Origin of the sequence: Novipirellula caenicola, assembly GCF_039545035.1 — a bacterium.
Lineage (GTDB): Bacteria > Planctomycetota > Planctomycetia > Pirellulales > Pirellulaceae > Novipirellula > Novipirellula caenicola.
This window is the reverse complement of the sequence record NZ_BAABRO010000001.1, coordinates 259278-280474: the sequence shown is the minus strand read 5'-3', so window position 1 is coordinate 280474 and position 21197 is coordinate 259278. Positions and strand designations below refer to the sequence as shown.

The 21197-nt window shown below is 55.6% G+C and carries 15 protein-coding genes; 8 read left to right on the top strand and 7 right to left on the bottom strand.

Going from position 1 to position 21197, the window contains the following annotated elements; translation table 11 throughout:
* The first annotated feature begins 48 nt into the window (after positions 1-48).
* Entirely contained in the window at positions 49-921 is an 873-nt protein-coding gene (gene metF / locus ABEA92_RS01035; protein ID WP_345681886.1) for a methylenetetrahydrofolate reductase [NAD(P)H], read from the top strand.
* 63 nt (positions 922-984) lie between these two features.
* Here the strand turns inward: metF and ABEA92_RS01030 are convergent, their stop codons facing one another.
* Positions 985-1800: a 3-keto-disaccharide hydrolase gene (locus tag ABEA92_RS01030; protein ID WP_345681885.1), complete on the bottom strand. Its 816-nt coding sequence runs from the start codon at positions 1798-1800 to the stop codon at positions 985-987.
* Between the two features lie 279 nt (positions 1801-2079).
* On the opposite strand from ABEA92_RS01030, the gene ABEA92_RS01025 reads away from it, so the two are divergent.
* The 3 genes from ABEA92_RS01025 to ygfZ all read left to right on the top strand — a co-directional run bounded on the left by ABEA92_RS01025 (position 2080) and on the right by ygfZ (position 6072).
* Positions 2080-3021, top strand: coding sequence for an ROK family protein (locus ABEA92_RS01025; RefSeq protein ID WP_345681883.1), 942 nt, complete (start codon positions 2080-2082; stop codon positions 3019-3021).
* A 30-nt stretch (positions 3022-3051) separates the two neighbouring features.
* Complete coding sequence (locus ABEA92_RS01020; RefSeq protein WP_345681882.1) at positions 3052-5004, top strand: glucosamine-6-phosphate deaminase; 1953 nt, start codon at positions 3052-3054, stop codon at positions 5002-5004.
* A gap of 162 nt (positions 5005-5166) precedes the next feature.
* Complete coding sequence (gene ygfZ, locus ABEA92_RS01015; RefSeq protein WP_345681881.1) at positions 5167-6072, top strand: CAF17-like 4Fe-4S cluster assembly/insertion protein YgfZ; 906 nt, start codon at positions 5167-5169, stop codon at positions 6070-6072.
* 87 nt (positions 6073-6159) lie between these two features.
* On the opposite strand, the gene ABEA92_RS01010 is transcribed toward ygfZ, so the two are convergent.
* The 3 genes from ABEA92_RS01010 to ABEA92_RS01000 all read right to left on the bottom strand — a co-directional run bounded on the left by ABEA92_RS01010 (position 6160) and on the right by ABEA92_RS01000 (position 10778).
* Positions 6160-6492, bottom strand: a complete 333-nt coding sequence (locus tag ABEA92_RS01010) for a hypothetical protein (RefSeq protein WP_345681879.1) — start codon at positions 6490-6492, stop codon at positions 6160-6162.
* Positions 6493-6574: 82 nt separating this feature from the next.
* Positions 6575-7588, bottom strand: coding sequence for a DUF1559 family PulG-like putative transporter (locus ABEA92_RS01005; protein ID WP_425572387.1), 1014 nt, complete (start codon positions 7586-7588; stop codon positions 6575-6577).
* A gap of 22 nt (positions 7589-7610) precedes the next feature.
* The gene (locus ABEA92_RS01000; protein ID WP_345681870.1) at positions 7611-10778 is read right to left on the bottom strand and encodes a WD40 repeat domain-containing serine/threonine protein kinase; all 3168 of its coding nucleotides are present in this window, start codon (positions 10776-10778) and stop codon (positions 7611-7613) included.
* Between the two features lie 972 nt (positions 10779-11750).
* Here ABEA92_RS01000 and ABEA92_RS00995 point away from each other — a divergent pair.
* Positions 11751-13487 (top strand): hypothetical protein, encoded by a 1737-nt coding sequence (locus tag ABEA92_RS00995; RefSeq protein WP_345681863.1) that lies wholly within the window; start codon positions 11751-11753, stop codon positions 13485-13487.
* Between the two features lie 577 nt (positions 13488-14064).
* Here the strand turns inward: ABEA92_RS00995 and ABEA92_RS00990 are convergent.
* The gene (locus tag ABEA92_RS00990; RefSeq protein ID WP_345681859.1) at positions 14065-14796 is read right to left on the bottom strand and encodes a hypothetical protein; all 732 of its coding nucleotides are present in this window, start codon (positions 14794-14796) and stop codon (positions 14065-14067) included.
* A gap of 43 nt (positions 14797-14839) precedes the next feature.
* Positions 14840-16102, bottom strand: coding sequence for a PQQ-binding-like beta-propeller repeat protein (locus ABEA92_RS00985; RefSeq protein WP_345681857.1), 1263 nt, complete (start codon positions 16100-16102; stop codon positions 14840-14842).
* A gap of 412 nt (positions 16103-16514) precedes the next feature.
* Here ABEA92_RS00985 and ABEA92_RS00980 point away from each other — a divergent pair, with 412 nt between their 5' ends.
* The 3 genes from ABEA92_RS00980 (at position 16515) to rimI (ending at position 20011) form a co-directional block, all read left to right on the top strand.
* Positions 16515-17858 (top strand): trans-sulfuration enzyme family protein, encoded by a 1344-nt coding sequence (locus ABEA92_RS00980; RefSeq protein WP_345681856.1) that lies wholly within the window; start codon positions 16515-16517, stop codon positions 17856-17858.
* Between the two features lie 197 nt (positions 17859-18055).
* Positions 18056-19222 carry a trans-sulfuration enzyme family protein gene (locus tag ABEA92_RS00975; RefSeq protein ID WP_345681855.1) on the top strand — a complete coding sequence of 389 codons (1167 nt, stop codon included), beginning with the start codon at positions 18056-18058 and terminating at the stop codon, positions 19220-19222.
* A gap of 312 nt (positions 19223-19534) precedes the next feature.
* Complete coding sequence (gene rimI, locus ABEA92_RS00970) at positions 19535-20011, top strand: ribosomal protein S18-alanine N-acetyltransferase (RefSeq protein ID WP_345682525.1); 477 nt, start codon at positions 19535-19537, stop codon at positions 20009-20011.
* Between the two features lie 334 nt (positions 20012-20345).
* Here the strand turns inward: rimI and ABEA92_RS00965 are convergent, their stop codons facing one another.
* A complete protein-coding gene (locus ABEA92_RS00965; RefSeq protein WP_345681854.1) occupies positions 20346-21140 on the bottom strand; it encodes an SDR family NAD(P)-dependent oxidoreductase in 795 nt (264 codons plus the stop codon).
* Between the last annotated feature and the right edge of the window lie 57 nt (positions 21141-21197).

Genomic DNA, 21197 nt, shown 5'->3' with positions numbered 1-21197 from the left:
AGCGAAACTCCCATCCGCCTTGAAAATCTCTCAGTAAACCAAGAAGTAATGTCTTTAGCGTCACATTTCAACTCATCCGATTGTGCGATCTCGTTCGAGCTGTTTCCACCCAAAACGGAGGCGGGAATCGAGACTTTGATGAAGAATGTCACGCGTTTAAAGGAATTTAACCCAAGTTTCTTCACTTGCACCTACGGCGCCGGCGGTTCGACACGAGGAACGACGCTGGATGTAGTAGAAAAGGTCAAACAGATCACTGGATTGCCAGTCGCGTCGCATTTGACGTGTGTCGGTTCGACCGTGGCTCAATTGGAAGACTACTTGGACGAAGCCAAAACACGTGGGGTCGATTACATCGTCGCGCTGCGTGGCGATCCACCCAAGGGAACTGAACAATTTGAAGCAGTCGAGGGCGGGTTGCGATATGCCAACGAATTAGTCGAATTGATCCGAAGCCGTTTTAGCGACTTTGGCATTTTGGTGGCGGGGTATCCCGAGGTGCATCAAGAAGCCAAGGACGCCAAGACCGATCTCGAGAATCTAAAACGCAAAGTCGACGCCGGCGCGGACGTTGTGGTGACGCAATTGTTCTATGATAACGCCGACTTCTATCGTTTCCGGGACGATTGTGTTGCCGCCGGAATCGACGTGCCGATCGTGCCGGGGATTTTGCCGGTCACCAATTTCAAACAGGCATTGCGAATTGCCGCGATGTGCAAAGCCGCAATCCCAAGCGGGTTGTCCGATGCCATGAACGCGACCGATTGCGAAGAATCGCAGTTCAGCATCGGCGTCGAGCATGCTCGCGAGCAAACCGTCGATCTGATCAAAAACGGTGTACCCGGGATTCATTACTACGTGCTCAACAAGAGCGACGCCGCCGAAAAACTGCTCGACGGCTTGGATCTGTGTTGCTCGTAGCGAATCGGGTTCCACGTGGGGTAAGACTTAAATCGCTTGCCCATTATAAGGCTGCGTGACAGCCTATTCTTCGAGCACCATGATTTCGACTTTGCGGAAGTCACAGGGGTGACTTTCGGATTGCAGCGAGATCGTTCCGCCGCTCAATTGGATGCCGCCCTGTTTCTCGGCCAACTCTTTGGCATGAGCGTCCTTTGGGTCGAGTTGAGGCTTGTTGTAATGCAGCACCGTTTTGCCATCGATGATGTGTTTGATGACTTCGTTGCCGCGTACCTCGATTTCAACGGTGACCCAGTCGTCGCCATGGAACGTGTCGGACGACGAGCTGGTGCAGTGAGGGGTGAACAATTTGCCGTTCATCACGACATTGGTCCCGGGGGTACAGAGGTTGGCATTGGGGCGAGCGTTTTTGCCGTCGCCGCCGAGCAGTTGGACTTCGATCGAGACCGGAAAGTCTTGATCACGGCTCATTGTCTCGGGTTTCTCGCCATGGATCATGATGCCGCTGTTGCGGAACGCCCAACCGGGGCCGCCGTCGCACTGTTCACCCAGGAAACGGTACTCGACACGGAATCGATAGTGCGAGAACGAATCCTTGTAGAACAAATGGCCGAATGTTTCGTTGAATTTGTCGTAGCCGTCGTAGCGAACCTTCAGCAAGCCATCTTCGACACGAAAGGTGTTGTTAAAATTTTCGCCCAATTCGTGGTAGCGGATCTTGGGCGTCCATCCCTCTAGGTCTTTGCCATTAAATAGCGAGACCCATTTCCCTGGTTCTGGACTTGTCGTTTTTGTCTCTTCGCCGTGCGAGATCGAGAACAAGCAAACAGCCACAAACGCTGCGATCAGGGAGCGATGGAACGGGATTGGATGAAACATGGTGACAGCTCTTGCGGGACTAGAGATCGGGGAGTTTTGAATTCGCGTTCATGATAATCTGTATCGTGCCGCAGTGACTATCGGTTCGACGGTTGCAATGGAACGTTGCGTCAGATTTTTGAGCTCATCTGCGGAATGCTTGGTCCCCCCATGACTCGTCGAGTCGATTTGCGATTATGATGATGCCCCAACGCTCCTGCCCAGTGCTTTGGCCGAATGCTTTGGCCTATCAGCTTGGCCCGATGACTTGCATGCCGCTTCCACTGCTCCCCATTGCCCATGATTGTTTCTGATACCGATTCTGCACCTTTGTATCTTGGCATCGATGTTGGCGGGACGGACGTCAAACTTGGCTTGGTCGATGGGACATGCCGGATTGTCGCGACCGATCGGACGGCGACTTGCGAGCTGAAAACGCCCCAAAATGTGTTTCGCCACGCGATGCAGTTTGCTGCGGGGCGTCCAATTGTGGGTGTCGGGCTGGCTGTTCCGGGGGTGCTCGATTCACGCGCCTACGTGCTGCGAGAAGTCGTCAATCTAGAGGGTTGGCTTGGCGTTCCGCTGCGAGACCAATTGGCGGAGATCAGCGGTTTGCCCTCGATGGTGGTCAACGATGCCAACGCGGCCGCCTATGCCGAACATGCTTCGCGTTTTCTTGGGGTTCAATCGCTTGCCTTGATCACGCTGGGCACAGGAGTCGGCTGCGGGATGGTCGTGGTGGGGAATCCGCATGGCGGTGATCATGGTTGTGCCGGCGAACTGGGGCACATCGCGATCGACTTTTCCGAGGATGCCCTGCCCTGCACTTGCGGAAGTCGCGGTCACTTGGAAACTTATGCAGGCGCGGCGGGCGTGATCGCTCGGATGGTTCAATTGAGTGGCGAAGATGCTGCAGCGCTGACACCACGCCAGATTGCCACGCGTGCCGAGTCAGGCGATACGATTTGCCAAAAAGTCATCTCCGACACGGCGGTGTATGTCGGACGTGCAATCGGAATGTTGGGCCAAGTGGCTGATCCGGCAGTGGTGCTGCTGGGCGGTGCGATGACCTTTGGCGGAATGGGGACAGAAACCGGGCGACGCTTTCTCGAGGACGTTCGAAAAAGTGTAAAAGAGACCACGTTGGTTCAAGTCGGCGGAAACATGAAGATCGAATTTGCCACGCTCGGCAACCAAGCGGGCATGATTGGTGCCGCGATGGTAGCGCGGGATCGGTCGTAGGTATCGGCATTAAAAAAAAGGATTTCAATCATGACGGAAACATCCATGGACACGACCGCAAACAATACGTCACGCGAAAAGATTCCTTGCCGAGTGTTTGCCAAGGCGTCGGATGCAAGTATCGCGGCGGCCAAAGAAATCGCCGCGTTGATTCGCGCTCGCGCGGCTGCCGGAGAGAACTGCGTGTTGGGATTGGCGACCGGTTCGTCGCCAACTCGCGTCTACGAGGAACTTGTCCGTTTGCACCGCGACGAAGGCCTTTCGTTTGCCAACGTCATTGTGTTCAGTCTGGACGAATACTATCCGATGCAACCGGATGAACTGCAAAGCAACGCTCGGTTTTTGCATGAGTATCTAACGGACCTTGTCGATATCGATCTCGCCAACATTCACTTTCCCGATGGCTCGATCGAAAAGTCGCAGGTCGCTGATTTCTGTGCAGCGTATGAGGCCAAGATTGCCGAGGCGGGCGGGATCGATCTGCAAATTTTAGGGCTCAGCCGGATCGGGCATATCGGTTGCAACGAACCCGGCAGCGAGCGGACCACTCGCACACGCATGATCACGCTGGACCGGGTGACGCGGATCGATGCAGCCAGCAATTTCTTTGGTGCTGAAAACGTTCCGCGTCATGCATTGACCATGGGCGTGGGAACGATTCTCGAGTCGAAGAAGATCTTTTTGCTCGGGTTCGGCGAAGGCAAGGCGGCCATCATCCAGCAAACCGTCGAACAAGAAGCGACCCCCGCGGTGCCCGCTTCGTTTTTGCAGGGGCACGAGGGAGCCGAGGTGTTTTTGGACGAGGCGGCTGCGTCGACGCTGACCCGTTTTGACACGCCGTGGTTGGTCGGCCCGATCGATTGGGATGCCGCCACCACGCGACGCGCGGTCATCTCGTTGGCGACGCGGCTGAGCAAAGCTATTTTGAAGTTGACCGAAGCCGATTACAACGAAGCCGGTTTTCAAGACTTGTTGGCCAATCACGGTAGCGCCTACGACATCAATCTAAGAGTGTTCCGGCATCTGCAGTCCACGATCACCGGTTGGCCTGGGGGGAAACCGGCGCACGCGAAACAGGTCGGCGATCGGCCGGGACATCGCGACGATATTTTCCCCAAGCGAGTGATTGTTTTCTCGCCCCACCCCGACGACGACGTGATTTCGATGGGCGGAACGCTGATTCGGTTGGTCGACCAGGGGCACGATACCCACATTGCCTATCAGACCTCGGGTAACATCGCGGTGTTTGACCAAGACGCGATTCGTTTTGCCGAGTTCGCTGGCGATTTTTGTCGTGAGTTTCAGATTCACGCCGAAGGGCTCGAGCAAATCGAAGACCACGTCGACGAGTTCCTGCGAAAGAAGCGGTCCGGTCAGGTCGACAGCGAACAGGTCCAGCGGATCAAGGGGTTGATCCGTCGCGGCGAGGCTCGTGAAGGGGCTCGCTGCTGCGGCGTGAAAGACGAAAACCTGCACTTTCTTGATTTGCCGTTCTATCAAACCGGCCGCGTCAAAAAAGCACCGCTGAGTGACGAGGATATTCGCATCACCGTCGATCTGTTGCGAAAGATCCAGCCGCATCAGATTTATGCCGCAGGTGATTTGTCCGATCCTCATGGGACTCACCGCGTTTGTTTAAGTGCGATTTTGCAGGCCTGTCAACTGTGTAGCGACGATCCGTGGTACGAGGATTGTGCGGTGTGGTTGTACCGCGGTGCGTGGCAAGAGTGGGCGCCGGAGGATATTGAGATGGCCGTGCCGCTCAGCCCTCAAGAGGTCGAGCGGAAGCGGGTTGCGATTTTCAAGCACGAATCTCAAAAAGACCGAGCGTTGTTTCCCGGGTCGGATATGCGTGAATTTTGGCAGCGAGCCGAAGCACGCAACGCCGATACGGCACGCCGCTATGACATGTTGGGGTTGGCCGAATACGCCGCGATCGAAGGATTTGTCCGCTGGGACGGCAAGACCGGGATCGAACTGTAACGCCGTAAAAACCGCGGTAACGACGCGTTCGGGGACATGCGAGTTCTTGGGGTGAGCCAGTTGGGGCTTACGCGTTTGGTCGCGATCGGTGAAAATGGTGCTCCAACGTGTTCGCCAATTTTCTGCTGGCGGGATTACTCCGTTTTTCGATGCTTGGATCTCATGACGACTTCTCAAATTCATCTTCTCTCGTCGCTTTCGGTCATTGATATCGAGGGAGCCGACGCGGCGGTGATCTTGCACAATTTGACGACCAACGATGTTAAATCGCTCGAGGTGGGGCAGGGTTGTGAAAGCTTCGTGACCGATGTGCGGGGCAAGACGCTCGGACACTTTCATATTTTTCGCCGCGAGAATGGGTTTCGTTTGATCGGAGCCTCGGGGCTGGACGAGAAACGACAATCCGAAACCTTCGCCGCTCACGCCGATCGCTACACCATTCGCGAAGATGCCAATGTGACGATCCGTGATGACGAGTTTGTTGGATTTTTGTTTTCCAGCTTGCCCTCGGCACCACATGAAGATCCGTTGACGTGGTGGCAGGGATCGATCGGTGATGTCGCCGGAGACACCTATCGCATTCGCTGGCTTAACGACGCGAGTTGGATGGTGTTGATCGCTCGCGAAGATCTTGATGCGGCGATGGCTAGTGTTCGCGAAGGATTGACCACGCCGCTCGGCGACGAAGCATCGTTTCATCATGCCCGCACGGTCGCCGGATTCCCATGGTATGGGATCGACATCGACGAATCCAATTTGCCGCAAGAGATCAATCGCGACGAGTACGCAATCTCGTTTACCAAGGGCTGCTATCTCGGCCAAGAAACGGTCGCACGGCTGGACGCATTGGGGCAAGTCCAGAAGAAACGAGTTCGGTTGTCGATCCAAGGGACGTTACCCGCGGCTGGGACCACGCTTGAATCCGATGGCAAAACCGTTGTCCGGTTGACCAGTGTGACCAAGGTTGACGATCAGCAAGGTTTGGCGATTGGGTTCGCACGACGCACTCATTTTGACCCCGGTGCTACGGCGACCTGCGACGGCTGTGTCGCCACCGTGATCGAGTAGCGGGCAAGCGGCATCGAGGTTTTCACTGGCTGCCTTTTTCTTTGGCTGCCTTTTCCGCTGCCTGCCGGACCGGATCGCGGCCGGATCTTAACGCTGCAACCGGATCGTTCCGGCGTGGAACACGTCGATCTTGGGAATGTCCCACTTGATCTCTGATTTGTCGTCGAACGCGTATTTGCCGCCAAGCTGATCACCAACCTGGGTGCGGGTCAGCGTATCAAACTCGCTCCATACAAACGTGATCACGTATTGTCCGTGCGGCGCGCCGTCACCGAGACTGTAGGTCGAGATTTGGAAGCTGCCGTCGGCGGAGGTGATTCCTGAAGAGATTGCCGCGCTGCCGGTTTGCGGATGCAATCTCAGCACGACACCTTCGGCCGGTTCGTCGTCGACCAGCACGACACCCTGGATTTTCACCATGTCATCTCGGCCGCTCGATTCACCGCAACCTGGACTACAAAAAAGCGTGACCAGACTGCAGACAAACAGACCTGATTGAGCACTACTGAACGGATTCAATGACTTCACCGGCGCGACGAGTAATGTGGGCAGAGATGATTTTGGGATCGGTCGACTCGGTAAAGAATCGCACCGAACCGTCGGCGAAGGCAAAATAGCAACCGCCAACGTGGAAGCTGTGAAATCCGAATCCTCGTGCGTTGGTGCAGTTGATCGCACAGGGGCCGTCTTGCGGAGGCCAGGAAAGTCCTCCATGCAGTGAACCTTGCAGCCAATGTTCGCCATTGACCAAATCGCCCCAGCCGCCTCCTTCGGTCCCGATCAAGTTGGCGGTAGCCAATGGATCTTCGCGACCACCACTGAATACGACCGGGCCTCCGGTGCGTTCGCCGATCAAGAAGGTATTGGAAAGCCCATCGAGGATCCCCGCGAAACTGCCATCTTGATGGCCGCCAAATACCGCGCTGACAACCTGCATTGCGCCTTCGCGGTTGGCCAACAAGTGGTTGCCGTACGCGTGTCGGGCGTAGGTTCCGGTGACGCCGGTGCTTGGACAATAGTCGGCCGGAGCGATGTTCGTGGCGGTGAACGGCAACCCGGCAGGAACCGCATTGAAGGTGTATTTACGATCCGCGGGGCTTCCCGGTGTCGAGGGACACACATAACCAGCGATGGGGGTTTGTACTAAAGCGACGTTGCGAGGACTGAGCTGATCGACCGGCAACGTTTCGTGATCGTATTCGTCGTAGATCGCTTGTTGCTCGAGGTACGGCAACAGCGTCACTCCCCACGGTTTGCCGTTGAACGCATCGGGCGGCGTATCCAACCACCAGGCTCGCGGCAACAAGTTAAATGCGGCGTGATAATTGGCGATTCCCAGACCAATTTGTTTCAAGTGGTTGCTGCACGACATTCGCCGCGATGCTTCGCGTGCCGCCTGAACCGCAGGCAAGAGCAATCCCACCAGCACACCAATAATTGCGATCACAACCAGCAATTCCACGAGCGTGAAACCATGATGGTGCCTGCTCGGGTGTTTGAAAATTCGATGTACCATGCGTTTCTCGTAGAACAGGCGATCAATGACGTTTGGCATAGGTGTTATCCTGAGGATCAAAAGCAGGCGATTTGTCCATATCCGCGGTGGGGATGTTCCAGCGATAGATCCGTGAATCGTCGCCGTTGTTGTAACCCATAATCATTTGGGTTGCATCGTGGTTCAATCGGATGGCATCACAGTAACTGTCCCAATAATTGCTCTTCCAAACCGCCAGAGTCCCCAGTTGCAATTGCTTGTCCATGTCCCAAAATTGCAGGCTTCCGCTGTCGGTCATCATCAACAGTCGTTGGTTCGTCAGAAAGTGAATCGCCGAGGGACGCATTGCAAATTCGCCAGAGAAAGTAACGCCATGCAGCATCGCTTGTTGCTTCCTGGTTTTAATGTCAATCGACGACAGCGATCCATCTTCCCAACCCACGACGATGCGTTTGGCGTCGGGGGTGAATGCCACGCAACACGCACGCTCAAAGCTGGTTTTCCAGCGTTGAGATGCACGGCTAGGCAAATGGATGACCTCCAGTTCGTTTCCGGTCACGAAGGCGAGTTGTTGGTCATCCGACGAGTAAGCAACGCAGTGAGTTCCTGATTCGTTGGGGCGTGAAAGTATCGGTTTCAGTGTCGGTTCGTTCAAGTCAAACACTTGCAACATGTCAACTTTGCCGCCGACCGCCAAGTACCGTCCTGAAGGCGAGAAGCTAAGGACGTCGTACGAGTCGTTAGATTCAAACATCGGAAGCTGAGTTGTTTTTAGCTCCGGTTTTTCGCTTTGCCATCGCGTCGATGTTCTCAGCAAGCCACGGTCGTCGGTCGTCACGATCATGCGGTCGTCATCGGAGATCGCAATGGCTTGGATTGCACCTTCGCTTTTCCAAAGGTCACGAAAGGTGATTGCGGTAGGGACCCCTGACGTGGATTTGGCAATGTCACAACGCTCGGGCAGTTCCGCGTACTGGAGCCGATTGGGGATATTGTCGGGACCGTAGGTCACCACCAACGCGTGCCGAAAATCCGAGGTAAATGCGGTTCCCGATCGGTGCAGCGGCGATGGGGGCCGCGTGAACAATTCGTGTCCGAGTCGCTCGGGCGAAAACCGCTCAACCCGACCATCAAGTCCGGTGGTGACCAGTGAATCGGGCGACAAGAAATCCACGTCCGTCATCCGCCCTCCCGAACCCGACACAAACGTCGCGGAGCGAAACGTTGGCGATCCTTGGTGGTCGAGATTCGTATCGGTCAGTTTGAACCACTCGACTCCGGCGCGGAAATCGGCCACCGCCAAGGACAACGCGTCGTCGGAAAACGCTAACGCCATCGGTTCGCTTTGAGTGGCGATCCAAGAGGAAGCGGGCGATTGACCGGACAGAGGATTGATGGACGCAATTCCAAACCCGTTTTCCTTGCGTACCGTGTAGGCGACCCAGTCGTGTTTCTCACAACACTCCAATTGCAGCACTTCGCCGGGAGTATCAACTTCGCGCAACAAGCGGCCGGATTGGGCGTCAAAGAAACGCAATTTGGCAATGTTTCGATCGCCCGTCACGATGGTTTTTCCGTCCGGCGTCAACCCAACGCTTTCGTTGCGTATTTCCGATGGGATATCGATCGATCGGCCCCGACTAAATGACCACGCTTTGATTCCGTTGTAGCGACATCCCGAAGCCAGCGTGTCTCCTGCAACGCGAATCGACTCGATCGTGGTGGGATGCAGTTGGAACGCTCGAAGCGTTTTGCCTGTGTCCGGCGCGATGCTGATGACGCCGCGATGACCAAACGGCCATATCGGACCGGGGATCGCCAAACTGCCGTCGGGCATGACGGCGATCGCCGTGCTTTGGTCGGCGAATCCTGATAGTTGACGGCGTTTGGTTTCGGTAGCGATGTCCCAAAACATTAGCATGCCGTCGTCGCCGGTGGTGACCACCGTTTGTTTGTCGGGCAGGATCGCCAATTCACGCGCCGGTTTCGCGTGACGCCCCCACAATGCGTACTTCGCACGAACCTCGCCATCAAGCAGCGACCATTCGGTGCTCCGCAAATCGGGTTCACCTTCGCTGGGGCGGTGCAGGTCGAGCAAGCGTCTCGCTTCGCCGTATTGCCCGCGATTGAACATTTGGTAGGCCAGCGAAAGGTCGCTGTCGTAATGCATCGCCCGCAGCCGAGACCTCGATTGATCCGCATAGTGCAGTGCCGTTTGTAATTCCAGCGTTTGTTTCTGGCTTTCAATCGCGTATCGGCGTTGATTCAGTGCAAACATCCACAAGCCAGCGATGCCAAAACAGACACCAATCATCGCGACCGAGGATAGCGTGGCGATCAATGGATTTCGCTGAGCCCATCGCAGCGTGCGGCCAGCGCGACCGATGGGGCGAGCGGAGGTGGGCCGCCGCTGAGCAACACGAATCAAGTCATCGTACAGTTCGCCCGCGTCATGGTAGCGGCGAAACGGTTTCTTTTCTAAACACCGCTGCACCACCGCACTGAGATCGCGCGAGATCGTGGGACGGATGTCGCGGGGCGGCGGCGGGTCGTGCTCCATCACTCGCCGAATCGTCAACATTTGGGTCGCCGCCGCAAAGGGCGAAACGCCGGTCAAGAGCTCGTACAGGATCACGCCAAGCGAGTAAACGTCCGAGTGAGCGCCATGCGTGTCGATACTGCCACACGCCTGTTCAGGCGACATGTAAGGTGCGCTGCCGACCGGGGTGCCGATCATGGTTTCGCGGACGTCCGTCATCGATCGGGCCATGCCAAAATCAGTCAAATTCGCAAACGGTCGCCCTCGTTCATCCTTGCTGATGATGACATTGGACGGTTTGATGTCGCGGTGCATCAAATCGCGTTCATGCGCGACTTTCAATCCGCTGGCAATCTGCGTGACGATCGAAACGGCCGTGTCAATCGAAACCAAGTGGTTCTGCTGGTGCATCCATCGGTCGAGCGTCGGGCCGGGACAGTATTCCGAGACGATGTACGCTTTCTTGGGCGTCAGCACCGCATCCAAAATGGGAATCAAATTAGGATGGCTCAAGCCCGCAGCAATTTCGGCTTCGCGTTGGAACCGGCGAGTGCTGAGATGGTCCGCAGCAAGACTAAACTTAGGAAATTTAATCGCGACATCTCGATTTAGACTGATGTCGTGCGCTAGCCAAACACGGCCGAACGTTCCTTCGCCGAGCGGTTTGATCATGCGAAAATGATCAACGCACTCCCCAACGGCGGGGCATGGGGTGGCTGCGGATCCACCCGGATTGTAGGGAACGGTCTTTCGCAGTCTGTTCCTACCGCCTTGTTTGGCAAGGATGGGGGATTGATGCGGAAGTCCAGGCGGCGCGTCGGGGGGCAAGTCTTGTTGGTTTCTCACTGAATTTCCTTTCATGACGAGAGGAAGTTCATCTCGCAATCGGTGGCATCGCTACCATCGTTTCAATCATCATGGGGTCATTCGTAGGATGCTGATGCCGGATTATAACGTCTGGCTCGCTGTCGAGGGAACTGTAAACCCACTGGATGATTGTAAATAGTTAACGTGATCTTCGTTCAGGTTCCCTTGGGACGCTGTTGCCACGGTTGGGTAGCAGTTTGGCTGCCCCTATTTGCGGGCGGGATCGACCACCTTATTCGCCGTTGGTGTGGATTCTGAGGTGATCGAAATGCGGCCCCGGTTCGCCCGAAGCGGTTGCGATTCGCGTTGGCGAATTTGTCGATTCTGACGAGAACGTTCGAGACTTAAAAATCTTCGGTCCGGTGGTAAGGGTTGTAACGATTGGTAGGGTCATTTGCTGCTACAGAATGTGGTGTGATGACACCCATTGGAGCGAGATGTCGTTACAACCGTTAAAGTCGGTATGCATGGAACGTCCCTACCAACACGTCACCCCAAACGTAATCTTTTACCTTGCCCGTCATCTTTACGTAGGTAACTGTTCACCCGTAGTCGATGAAGTTTGTGCATCAGGATTCGTCTCGCTTGTGCGTTAAGTCTGCTCAATCGAAACAACTTCCATCTTGCGTAGTGCGTTACGCAGTGGAACCGAAGCAAATCGGTCATGGGAAGACGGTTGTGACGAACCAAACGGATTTTGATGCCGGGCCAGTTGCTAGTGCGCTGGTCCAGGAAAGCTACGTCCAGAATCCGTATTGTTACCGTGGAGATTAGAAGATGAAAAGGTTATTGTTGCCTACGTTGACGATCCTGTCGATCGTTTTCGGGGTGAACTCAGCTAGCGCTGCTTATTGCGGCGCAGTCAGCTATGAAGGCTGTAGCAGCTGTGGAAGCACAGTTGTCGAAGGAAGCGTTGCCGAAGGTGCAGTCGCTGGTGACGGAGCCGTTGTTGACAACGGTGCTGTTGCAGGCGGAACGTACACCGTGATGCGCAACGTAAGCGAAACGGTTTACGAGCAAGTCGAAGAGACTCGTTACCGCACTCGCAACGAAACTTACTACGAAGATCAAGAAGTGACCGGCACCCGTATGGTTCCTGTCACGACGACTCGTGAAGTTCAATACACCGTGAACGTTCCTCACGTTGAAAATCGTACCAAGACGATCAACTACACCGTGATGAAGCCCGTTCACGAAACTCGCACGCGAGTGATCAACTACACGGTGCGCAAACCCGTTTACGAAAAGCACACCAAGACGATCAACTACACGGTCATGAAGCCGGTGTACGAAACTCACCAAAAGGTGATCAACTACACCGTTCGTAAGCCTGTGTGGGAAACTCGCACCAAGACAGTTAACTACACTGTCATGAACCCAGTGCGTGAAAACCACAGCAAGACCATCAACTACACCGTGATGGTTCCTGTTCGTGAGCAAAAATCGCGTACGATCAACTACACGGTCTACAACACCGTGCAAGAACAACGTGTTCGCACTGAGAACTACAGCGTTGTCGTTCCTCAACAGTACACCAAGACCATCCAGGTCAAAGGTGGCCACTGGGATACCGTTACTGAAACGATCCCTGGCAAAATGATGCGTCGTACCGTTCGTGAGCCCGGAACTTGGACTTACGATCCTGCGACTTGCCGCTGCGTGTACTGCCCAGGCGAATGCCGCGTTGAATGTGTTCAAGGTTGCCCAACCACTTGCACCAAGAAGGTTTGGGTTCCTACTTGCGAAACCAAGGAAATCTGCTGCACCAAGTACGTTCGTGAGTGCCGTACTCGCGAAGTACCGTACACCGTGTGCAAGCGAGTTCCTGAGTGCCGCACCAAGGTTGTAAACTACACCGTTTGCAAGATGGTTCCTGAGTGCCGAAGCAAGGTTGTCAACTGGACGACTTGCAAGATGGTTCCAGAATGCCGATCGAAGGAAGTTTGCTACAAAGTCTGCACGATGGTTTGCGAAAACCGTCAAAAGACCTGCAACTACACGACCTGCAAAATGGTTCCTGAGTGCCGCACGAAGGAAGTTTGCTACACCACTTGCAAATTCGTTTGCGAAAACCGTCAAAAGACCTGCAACTACACCGTCTGCAAGATGGTTCCTGAGTGCCGTACGAAGGAAGTTTGCTACAAGGTTTGCACGATGGTTCCTGAGTGCCGCACCAAGACCGTCTGCTGCACGACCTACAAGAAAGAATGTTTCACCAAGACCATCAAGGTTGCTAAGTGCCGCAAAGTTTGCGAGCCTTACACCGTGACACGTTGCGTTCCACGAGTTGTTTGCAAGCAAGTTCCCGTTGAAGTTTGTGCTCCAGCATCTTGCTGTGCCGACGCTTGCGGTGCCTGCGAAGCTGCTCCCGTTTGCTGCCCAGCGACCGAAGGCCCCGTTCGTGGCTTGTTGCGTCGTCTGTTCAGCCACGGCAACTGTGGCTGCGACGCAGCATGTGGTTGCGACGAAGCTCCTTCTTGCGGTTGCGAAGCTGCACCAGCTTGCGGTTGCTAGAAACACGGGTTTGATCAGGCCCGACGCAAGGGAAGCCTGAGCAATACCGTAGGACGTTAGTGTTCCGAATAGGCGGGGTGAGACTCTCAAAAAGAGACTCACTCCGCTTTTTTCGTTTGAATATGGAATCGGTTTCTAAGAACACCTGGCACGTTGGACCAGACTAAGCAATTGGCTGGGCGAACGGCTGGGCGGTTGGCCCGGGGGACTTACTTCCAGCAGCTTAGGACGGGGCACGGTTCGAAGGTGCTTGTCGCTCCAAATGGGCGTTGGGTGATGGCGATGCCCAACTTCTGAAGTTGCACGATTGTCGTTTTTTCCGGCAAATCACAACCCGAAGCGTCAGCGTGGGACCGAGAAAATATCGAGATTTCCTTGCTGACGCGTTTTGAAGTTGCTGTTTTTGTGCCGGAGGCACTTTTGGGAATAGCCTTGGACTTTAGTCCAAGAAAATCCTCGGACTAAAGTCCGAGGCTTTCGAAATATGTCGCTCCGCGACAGCAAATTGCGCAACATCAAAACTGACGCGCCGGTTGTGATCAAGACGCAACTTCAAAATTCCGACCTTGTGAATGACTCAAGACCAAACCAGATCGTAACGGTAGTCCAGCAACCATGCCGTTGATCCGAAATACAATCCGAATGCGATTTGCATCATCAACCACTCCGTCAAACGCGATCGCCAGCCATTTCGGTTTTGCCAATAACGCGTCGCGACCAAGACAGGAGCCGCTGCCCAGAATCCCCACAGAAACGACCACTCGGTGACCAAGCTCATTTGGCGACAGGCGACGAAATAGGCCACGCACGCGAGCAAGAAGATGGCAAAGCTGAGTTTCGAAGTGCGGCGAGTTCGTTGGAACGAGTCACCGAGTTCGGAGCCGGCGAATCGGCCGAGTTCGCTTTGCTGAATTGCCAACGCAAACAGCGCAAACAATGCGACCGGCCATGTGAATAGAAAGTCGCCGACTACGATGCTGATCGGGGCTCCGGAAACAATTCCCAGGATCACCGTAACGGACACGAACACGATCCGGTATTGATCCACAGTGATGCGTCGTTTGATCACCAGCGAAAGGGTCGAGGTGATGAGCCCAGCGATACTCAAGATCGCCACACCGCAAGCGTACCATCGCCACAGCCAGCGATAGGTTGGCGGATCCATCGCGTATTCCGGTTCGACGCCCAGCAATAACGCGTAGTCTCGCACCTGGCCCTGCGGCACCTCGGCAGCGGTCATCCAATTCTCGGGCGGATGTGTTTGGGGGGTGCCCACAAACAGACAAACCGCGCGGCCATGGTTTCTCACCAACAAGCGGCCTTGGTCCAATGCCGGAGCGGTCCAGCTGATTTCACCTCTCTAACACACGCACTCGGCCTCGTTCGATGTACTGATTGGGATTGGCCTCGGCCAAAATCAAGTCACCGAGATCGTTAAGCAAAAACAGTTTGCCGTCGGCCTCAATCACACTGGCGTGACCCACCACCGCAGCGTCGCGGTTGGATTCGAAATCTGTTTTGCGGCGCGTTTTCGCGATCCCGTTGGCCCATTGCTGTTTGCCAGTTAAAAAATCGAGACAACGGAAACAGCCACGCGTCGGCCGGTGGGCTTTCGATTGAGCCTCGGCAACATCGAAGCCATACACATAGCCGTCGACCAATACGCTCGAGGAGACATCGTTGGACATCAGCGGGCTTTGCCAAACCGAGGTGCAGCTGGCATCGCCGGCGTCCTCGCTGGACCGTCCACTCAACTTCCAAAGCTGCGAGCCTGCTTGAAACGGTGCCGATGTCCAAAGGTAAGGCTCGTTAAAAATTGGCCAAGCGGAGTGTTCGTCATAGCCATTGGACAAGTGGTGGCTCCACAATCGCGCCCCGGTTTCGAGGTCGTAGCCAACCAAATCGTTCTCGAGATAGCCGATCACTTGTGAATGTCCGTCGACGGTGATTGGTAACGCCCCCGTATAGCTGGCGGGTTCATCGCCCGATTTCCAAACGATGGATCCATCGGTTTGGTCTAGCGCCACCATGCTGCCGTCGATCGCGCCGATCGGCAGGATTACTTTGCCCTCGGTCACGGTGGGCGAGCAGGCGTAGCCGAATTCGGTGCCTTTGCCGCCAAGTTCCGCGGTCAAATCACGCGACCAAACCAGATTGCCGTCGATGTCGAGGCAGTAGATCGCTCCGGAGGGAGTGGTGAAGAAGACATGCCCGTTCGCGATGGTCGGAGTGCTGCGAGGGCCTGGGTAAAGACCGGTGGGTTGGTAGGCCCAATCATAGCGGTACCGCCAAATCGTCCGTCCCGAATCGGCGTCAATGCAGAGCACGTACTGGTTGGTCAGCGTTTGGTATTGGGTGTAAGCACGGTCGTTGACGATCACAAATCCGGAATAGCCTTGGCCGAGTTCTTTGGTCCAAAGCACCGGCGGTCCCTCGGTGGGCCACTGGTCTGCGAGTCCTGTTTCTGCGGAGCGGCCGTCATAGTGGGGGCCGCGAAGGTGGGGCCAACCCTGCCGAGGTTCCTCTGCCGGTGCAGCGCCCATCAGGACGATGCTGGCGATCATCAGCAAGGGGATCGGAATCCACGCTCGGAACGATTCTTGGCGAGAGCTCATATCGCCATTGTCATCCGCGGCGCACGTCAAGCCAAGCATGCCCGGGGGGAGGCTGTTTTGTGGCTACCTTCGACAGAAGGTGGTGATTCTTATTTGTGCGGCAACCATCCACGCTCTGGTGAGCGTAGCTACTAGACCGGAATGCCGCAGTTTACCGTCTATAAACGCTTCACAGCGTTGGCCAAAACGGCTAACCCAATCAGCAGGTTCCATAGGGGGGGCGAATGTGAAACTTTGGCGGTCCTGACAATCGGCCGATCAGTCACAGCACCAGCTTTGATGGAATTTTGGGAAAACCCTTGTCGAGTCGCCTTTGGGCGGATAGCCTATTTCTAACGTGAATGGGCGACCTCGGCGGAGGTTCGTCACATTGGGATTTGCGGCCGCTTGCAGCCTGACCTGCTAAAGAGCCATGACAAAGAATATGACAATTGATTCAGACGCGACCAAATTGGGTCGCACCGGTGATTCCGTGCTTTCAGCGGACACAACTTCGGAAACGGATTGCGCAGCGGAAACCTCTGCCCCAACCGCATCCAAATCTTCCTCTGTAAAGGCGTCACCTCGCGGGCTTGCGAACGAGCAATCGCTTGGGGCCTCGACCCAGTGTGTGCATAGTGGTGAACAGCGGCAAAAAGCCGAAGGTTCGATCACCGCACCCATCTACGCGGCGTCGACATTTACCTTTGATTCGACCGCGTCGCTGTTGCGTTTCGTCAATGGCGAAGAAGACCGCGAAGAGTACGGCCGCTATGGCAATCCCAACGAAAAAAGTGTCGAAGCCAAGTTGGCGGCACTCGAGGGGGCCGAAGAGGCGATCCTGTACAGCTCGGGGATGGCCGCGATTGTTGGGCTGTTGATGGCCAAGCTGAGCAGCGGCGATGAAATCGTTTTCTTTGACCAATGTTATCATCGCAGCCGCGAATTTTGTGCAAAACATTTGTCAAGATTTGGCGTCGTGACTCACCAGGTTCCGACAGGCAATTTCGAGGCACTCGAAGCCGCGATCACGCCACGGACCAAGATGTTGGTCAGCGAGTCGCCGACGAACCCGCACCTCACGACGATCGATTTGGAAAAGTTTGCGGCGGTTGGAAAGTCCAACGAAGTCGAAACGCTGATCGATGCGACTTTGGCGACCCCGTTCAACATCAAGCCGATCGCTTACGGCGTCGATTATGTGTTGCACTCGGCGACCAAGTATCTCGGCGGCCATAATGACTTATTGGCTGGCGTGATCTGCGGTCGACGCGAGCAATTGGAATCGGTGCGGTCGCTGCGTGGTGTTTTGGGCGGTGTCAATTCGCCGCACAACCTGTACTTGCTCGAGCGTGGCTTGAAAACGTTTGCGTTGCGGATGCAGCGGCACAACGAGAACGGATTGGCGATCGCCGAGTTCTTGGACGCACATCCTCGAGTGGAACGCGTCTATTACCCCGGTCTGAAATCGCATCCGTCCTACGAATCGGCTGTCGCACAGATGCGTGGCTATGGCGGTTTGATTACGTTCACGGTCAAAGACGCGGATTGGGAAGAGACCTCGCGAATCGTTGATGCAGCGAAGATCCCACGAATTGCCGCCAGTTTGGGTGGAGTCGAATCGTTGATCGAGCAGCCGTTGGTGATGAGCTACTATCACTGTACTCCCGAAGATCGAGTCCGATTCGGTATCGCCGATAACATGATCCGCATGTCGTGCGGGATCGAAGATACCGAAGACCTGATTGCCGACTTGGCACAGGCGCTCGAGGCGTAAGCCCAATGTGGGATAGGCTTCCAGCCTGTCATCCTGAGCGGGGGAAACGTGGGATAAGCTTCTAGGCTGTTATCGCTAACCCGCCATTTCGTACCCCGCCATTTCGGTCGCGAGACTCGCTGCTTTTGCGGAGCAAAAGGCGACTCTCTCTCCGAAAGTCTTGGCGACTTTCGCTACGCTGAATCAGACATGGCATCATGACTCACTCTGACGACCTAAACAAAGCAGACTTCCGCACCCGTGCAATTCACGTCGGCAACGAAGTCGACCCCGCAACCGGGGCGGTCGTTCCTCCGATTCATCTGGCCAGCACGTTTCGGCAGCCGGGGGCAGGCGAGTGGGGTGAATTCGATTACTCTCGCAGCGGAAACCCAACACGTCGCAATCTGGAAACGACGCTTGCGTCGCTCGAAGGCGGCTGTGGGGCGCTCGCGTTTTCCTCTGGCATGGCAGCCATTCACTGCGTCACCATGCTGATGCGCAGCGGGGACCATGTGGTCGCCGGCTGTGATTTGTACGGCGGTGCCTATCGCTTGCTGCACAAAATCTGTGACCGTGCCGGGATCGAGGTCACGTTGGTCGACATGACCGATGTTTCGGCAGTCGAGTCGGCAATCACCGAGAAAACCAAATTGGTGTGGGCGGAAACGATCGGTAACCCGCGGTTGTCGATTCCCGACCTCCGCAAGCTCGCCGAAGTGGCCAAAGCAAAAAATTGCTTGATCGGCGTCGACAACACATTTGGCACTCCGGCGCTGATCCGCCCGCTTGAAAGTGGCATCGACATCGTCATGCATTCGGCCACCAAATACTTGGGGGGACATAGCGATTGTTTGGGCGGAACCTTGGCGGTCAGCGACAAATCGCTGTATGACCAACTGTATTACATTCAAAACGCAACCGGAGCCGTGTTGGATCCGCTGAGTTGCTTCTTGACGTCTCGAGGGTTGAAGACGCTTGATCTGCGAGTCCGCGAGCAATCCGCGACTGCACTTCGGCTGTCTCAGTGGCTCGAGTCGCACCCGCGAGTCAAATCGGTGCTCTATCCTGGGCTTGCCTCGCATCCTCAGCATTCGCTCGCCGCCAAGACGCTAAATGGCGGGTTTGGGGCGATGGTGACCTTTGAATTGGATGCTGATATCAAGGAAACGGCCAAGGTTTGCGAGTCCACCCAATTGTTCCATCTTGCCGTCAGCCTGGGGGCGGTCGAATCGTTGATCGAGCAGCCGGCGACCATGTCGCACGCCAGTTACGATGCGGCGGATCGCGAAAAATTCGGCATCACCGATGGGTTGATCCGGTTATCCGTCGGGCTCGAAGCGTTTGACGATTTGCGAAACGATTTGGCTCAAGCGATCGCCTAGCGATGGTTTTAGTGGCTTCTGGCGATGACCCTTGGCGGCTTGGCGAGCGAAAGGAATCGCGGTTTTTACGTGAAATTCGGGTGAAATCCGCGGTGGGGTGAAACCTTTTTAAGAAATTCCCGGACACCTCGCATTCTGTTATTGGTCCAATTTCAGGCATCTGCTAATCTTCGCTTGTCGTTGGTGACGACACTTATTTCGCACCTTGGGGACGCCATGAGGGCAAGCCACCCCTGGGGTCATTTGGTTCATTCAGGTGGAAAGGAGTCCAGCATGGATACCAAGCAGGCTGTAAACACTCACATTCGTTGGATGATTCGCCGCGATATGCCGGCGGTCTTGGGCATTGAGAATAAGAGCTTTGAGTTCGCTTGGACCGAAGAAGACTTCATTCGCTGCCTTCGTCAACGCAATTGCATCGGTATGGTCGCCGAAGTGGACGATCAAGTGGTTGGGTTCATGATCTATGAACTGCACAAGAACCGATTGCACGTGCTGAACTTTTCGGTGCATCCCGACGCCCGTCGTAAAGGCGTTGGTCACGCGATGCTGAGCAAGTTGCTGGGCAAGTTGTCGCACGAACGCCGCAATCGCATCATGTTGGAAGTTCGCGAAACGAATCTCGAAGCACAGTTGTTCTTCAAGTCAGTCGGATTCAAGGCAATCTCGGTGCTGCGTGACTTCTACGAAGACACAGTCGAAGATGCCTACTTGATGCAGTATCGCTATCAAGCTTCGGTCGAAGAGCTTGCTCAGCCGCACAATCGCATCACGCGAATGGCTGGCTAAGTTTTGGGTGCTGCAGCGACTGAATTGGCGTCGGTCATCGGCGTCAAATTCACCGTAGCGGAACTCGCGGGCGATTTGTTGATCTGATCAGCCGCTTGCGGGTGAGTGGCCGGCGGCACGTGGGTTGCCCGGTGTGTACTGGTTCACGGCCATTTGCTTTCGATAACGCTGGCGACGCAAGTCTTTCAGTTTTAGCAAGGAAAACGTTCGGAATTCGACCGGGCGGCACGCTCCGCCGCCTCGTCTTAGGATGTCGTCCCAGTTGACGCTCCGGTGCTGGCGTTTGTGTCGGCATGCGGTTCGAGCTGGCTCGAAGCCTCTCCTGTACACCACTCTATCTAGCGTTGGCTTCTTCCACGCGGTACATCTCTTTGAACGGTAGTTGGATACCGCCATCGATCGTGATCGTGCTGCCAGTGATGTAGCGGCTTTCCGGGTCGCACAGGAACACGACGCCACGACCAATCTCTTCGGGTTCGCCGAGGCGGCCAAGCGGCAATTCGCTGCCCTTTTTCTCGAGCGTTTCTTCGCTAAAGAACTTTCGTTCGCCGGGGGTATTGGTCCATCCCGGGTGAATGATGTTGCAGCGGATACCGTACTGGGCCAGCTCGCAAGCGGCCGTGCGCGCCATTTGGTCATTGGCTGCTTTGGCCATGTTGTAAGCCATTGCACCGGGCATCGCGATGTGCGCGTGAGGGCTGCTGATCACAACCAGATTGCCACCGTTGCCGGCATCGACCAGTTTCCGCGCGCCCCGGCGAATCAGGTAGAACGCACCCCACATGCTAATATCAATCGTCTTGCGGAATTCTTCCAGGTCTGAATCCAGCATGGTGTGGCGATCGCTATAAGCGGCATTGCTGACGACGATATCCAAACCACCTAGCAGTTCGTCGGCTTGGTCCACCAGGGCTTCGGTTTGCTGTTGATCGGCCAAGTCGGCTGCAACTTTGAACGCTCGCACCCCGTGGGCTTCGCACGCCGCAACCACCTCGTCGGCTTCGCCTTCGTGGCTGCGATAATTGATCACCACGTCGGCGCCCGCTTTGGCCAATTGGATCGCAATTCCGCGACCGATTCCGCGGGATGCGCCGCTGATGACGGCACGTTTGCCTTTCAGATTGCTCATGTTGTCTCGTCGTTTCACGTGGGGCGGGTCGCGACGCGGATCGCTTTGCGATCGTCG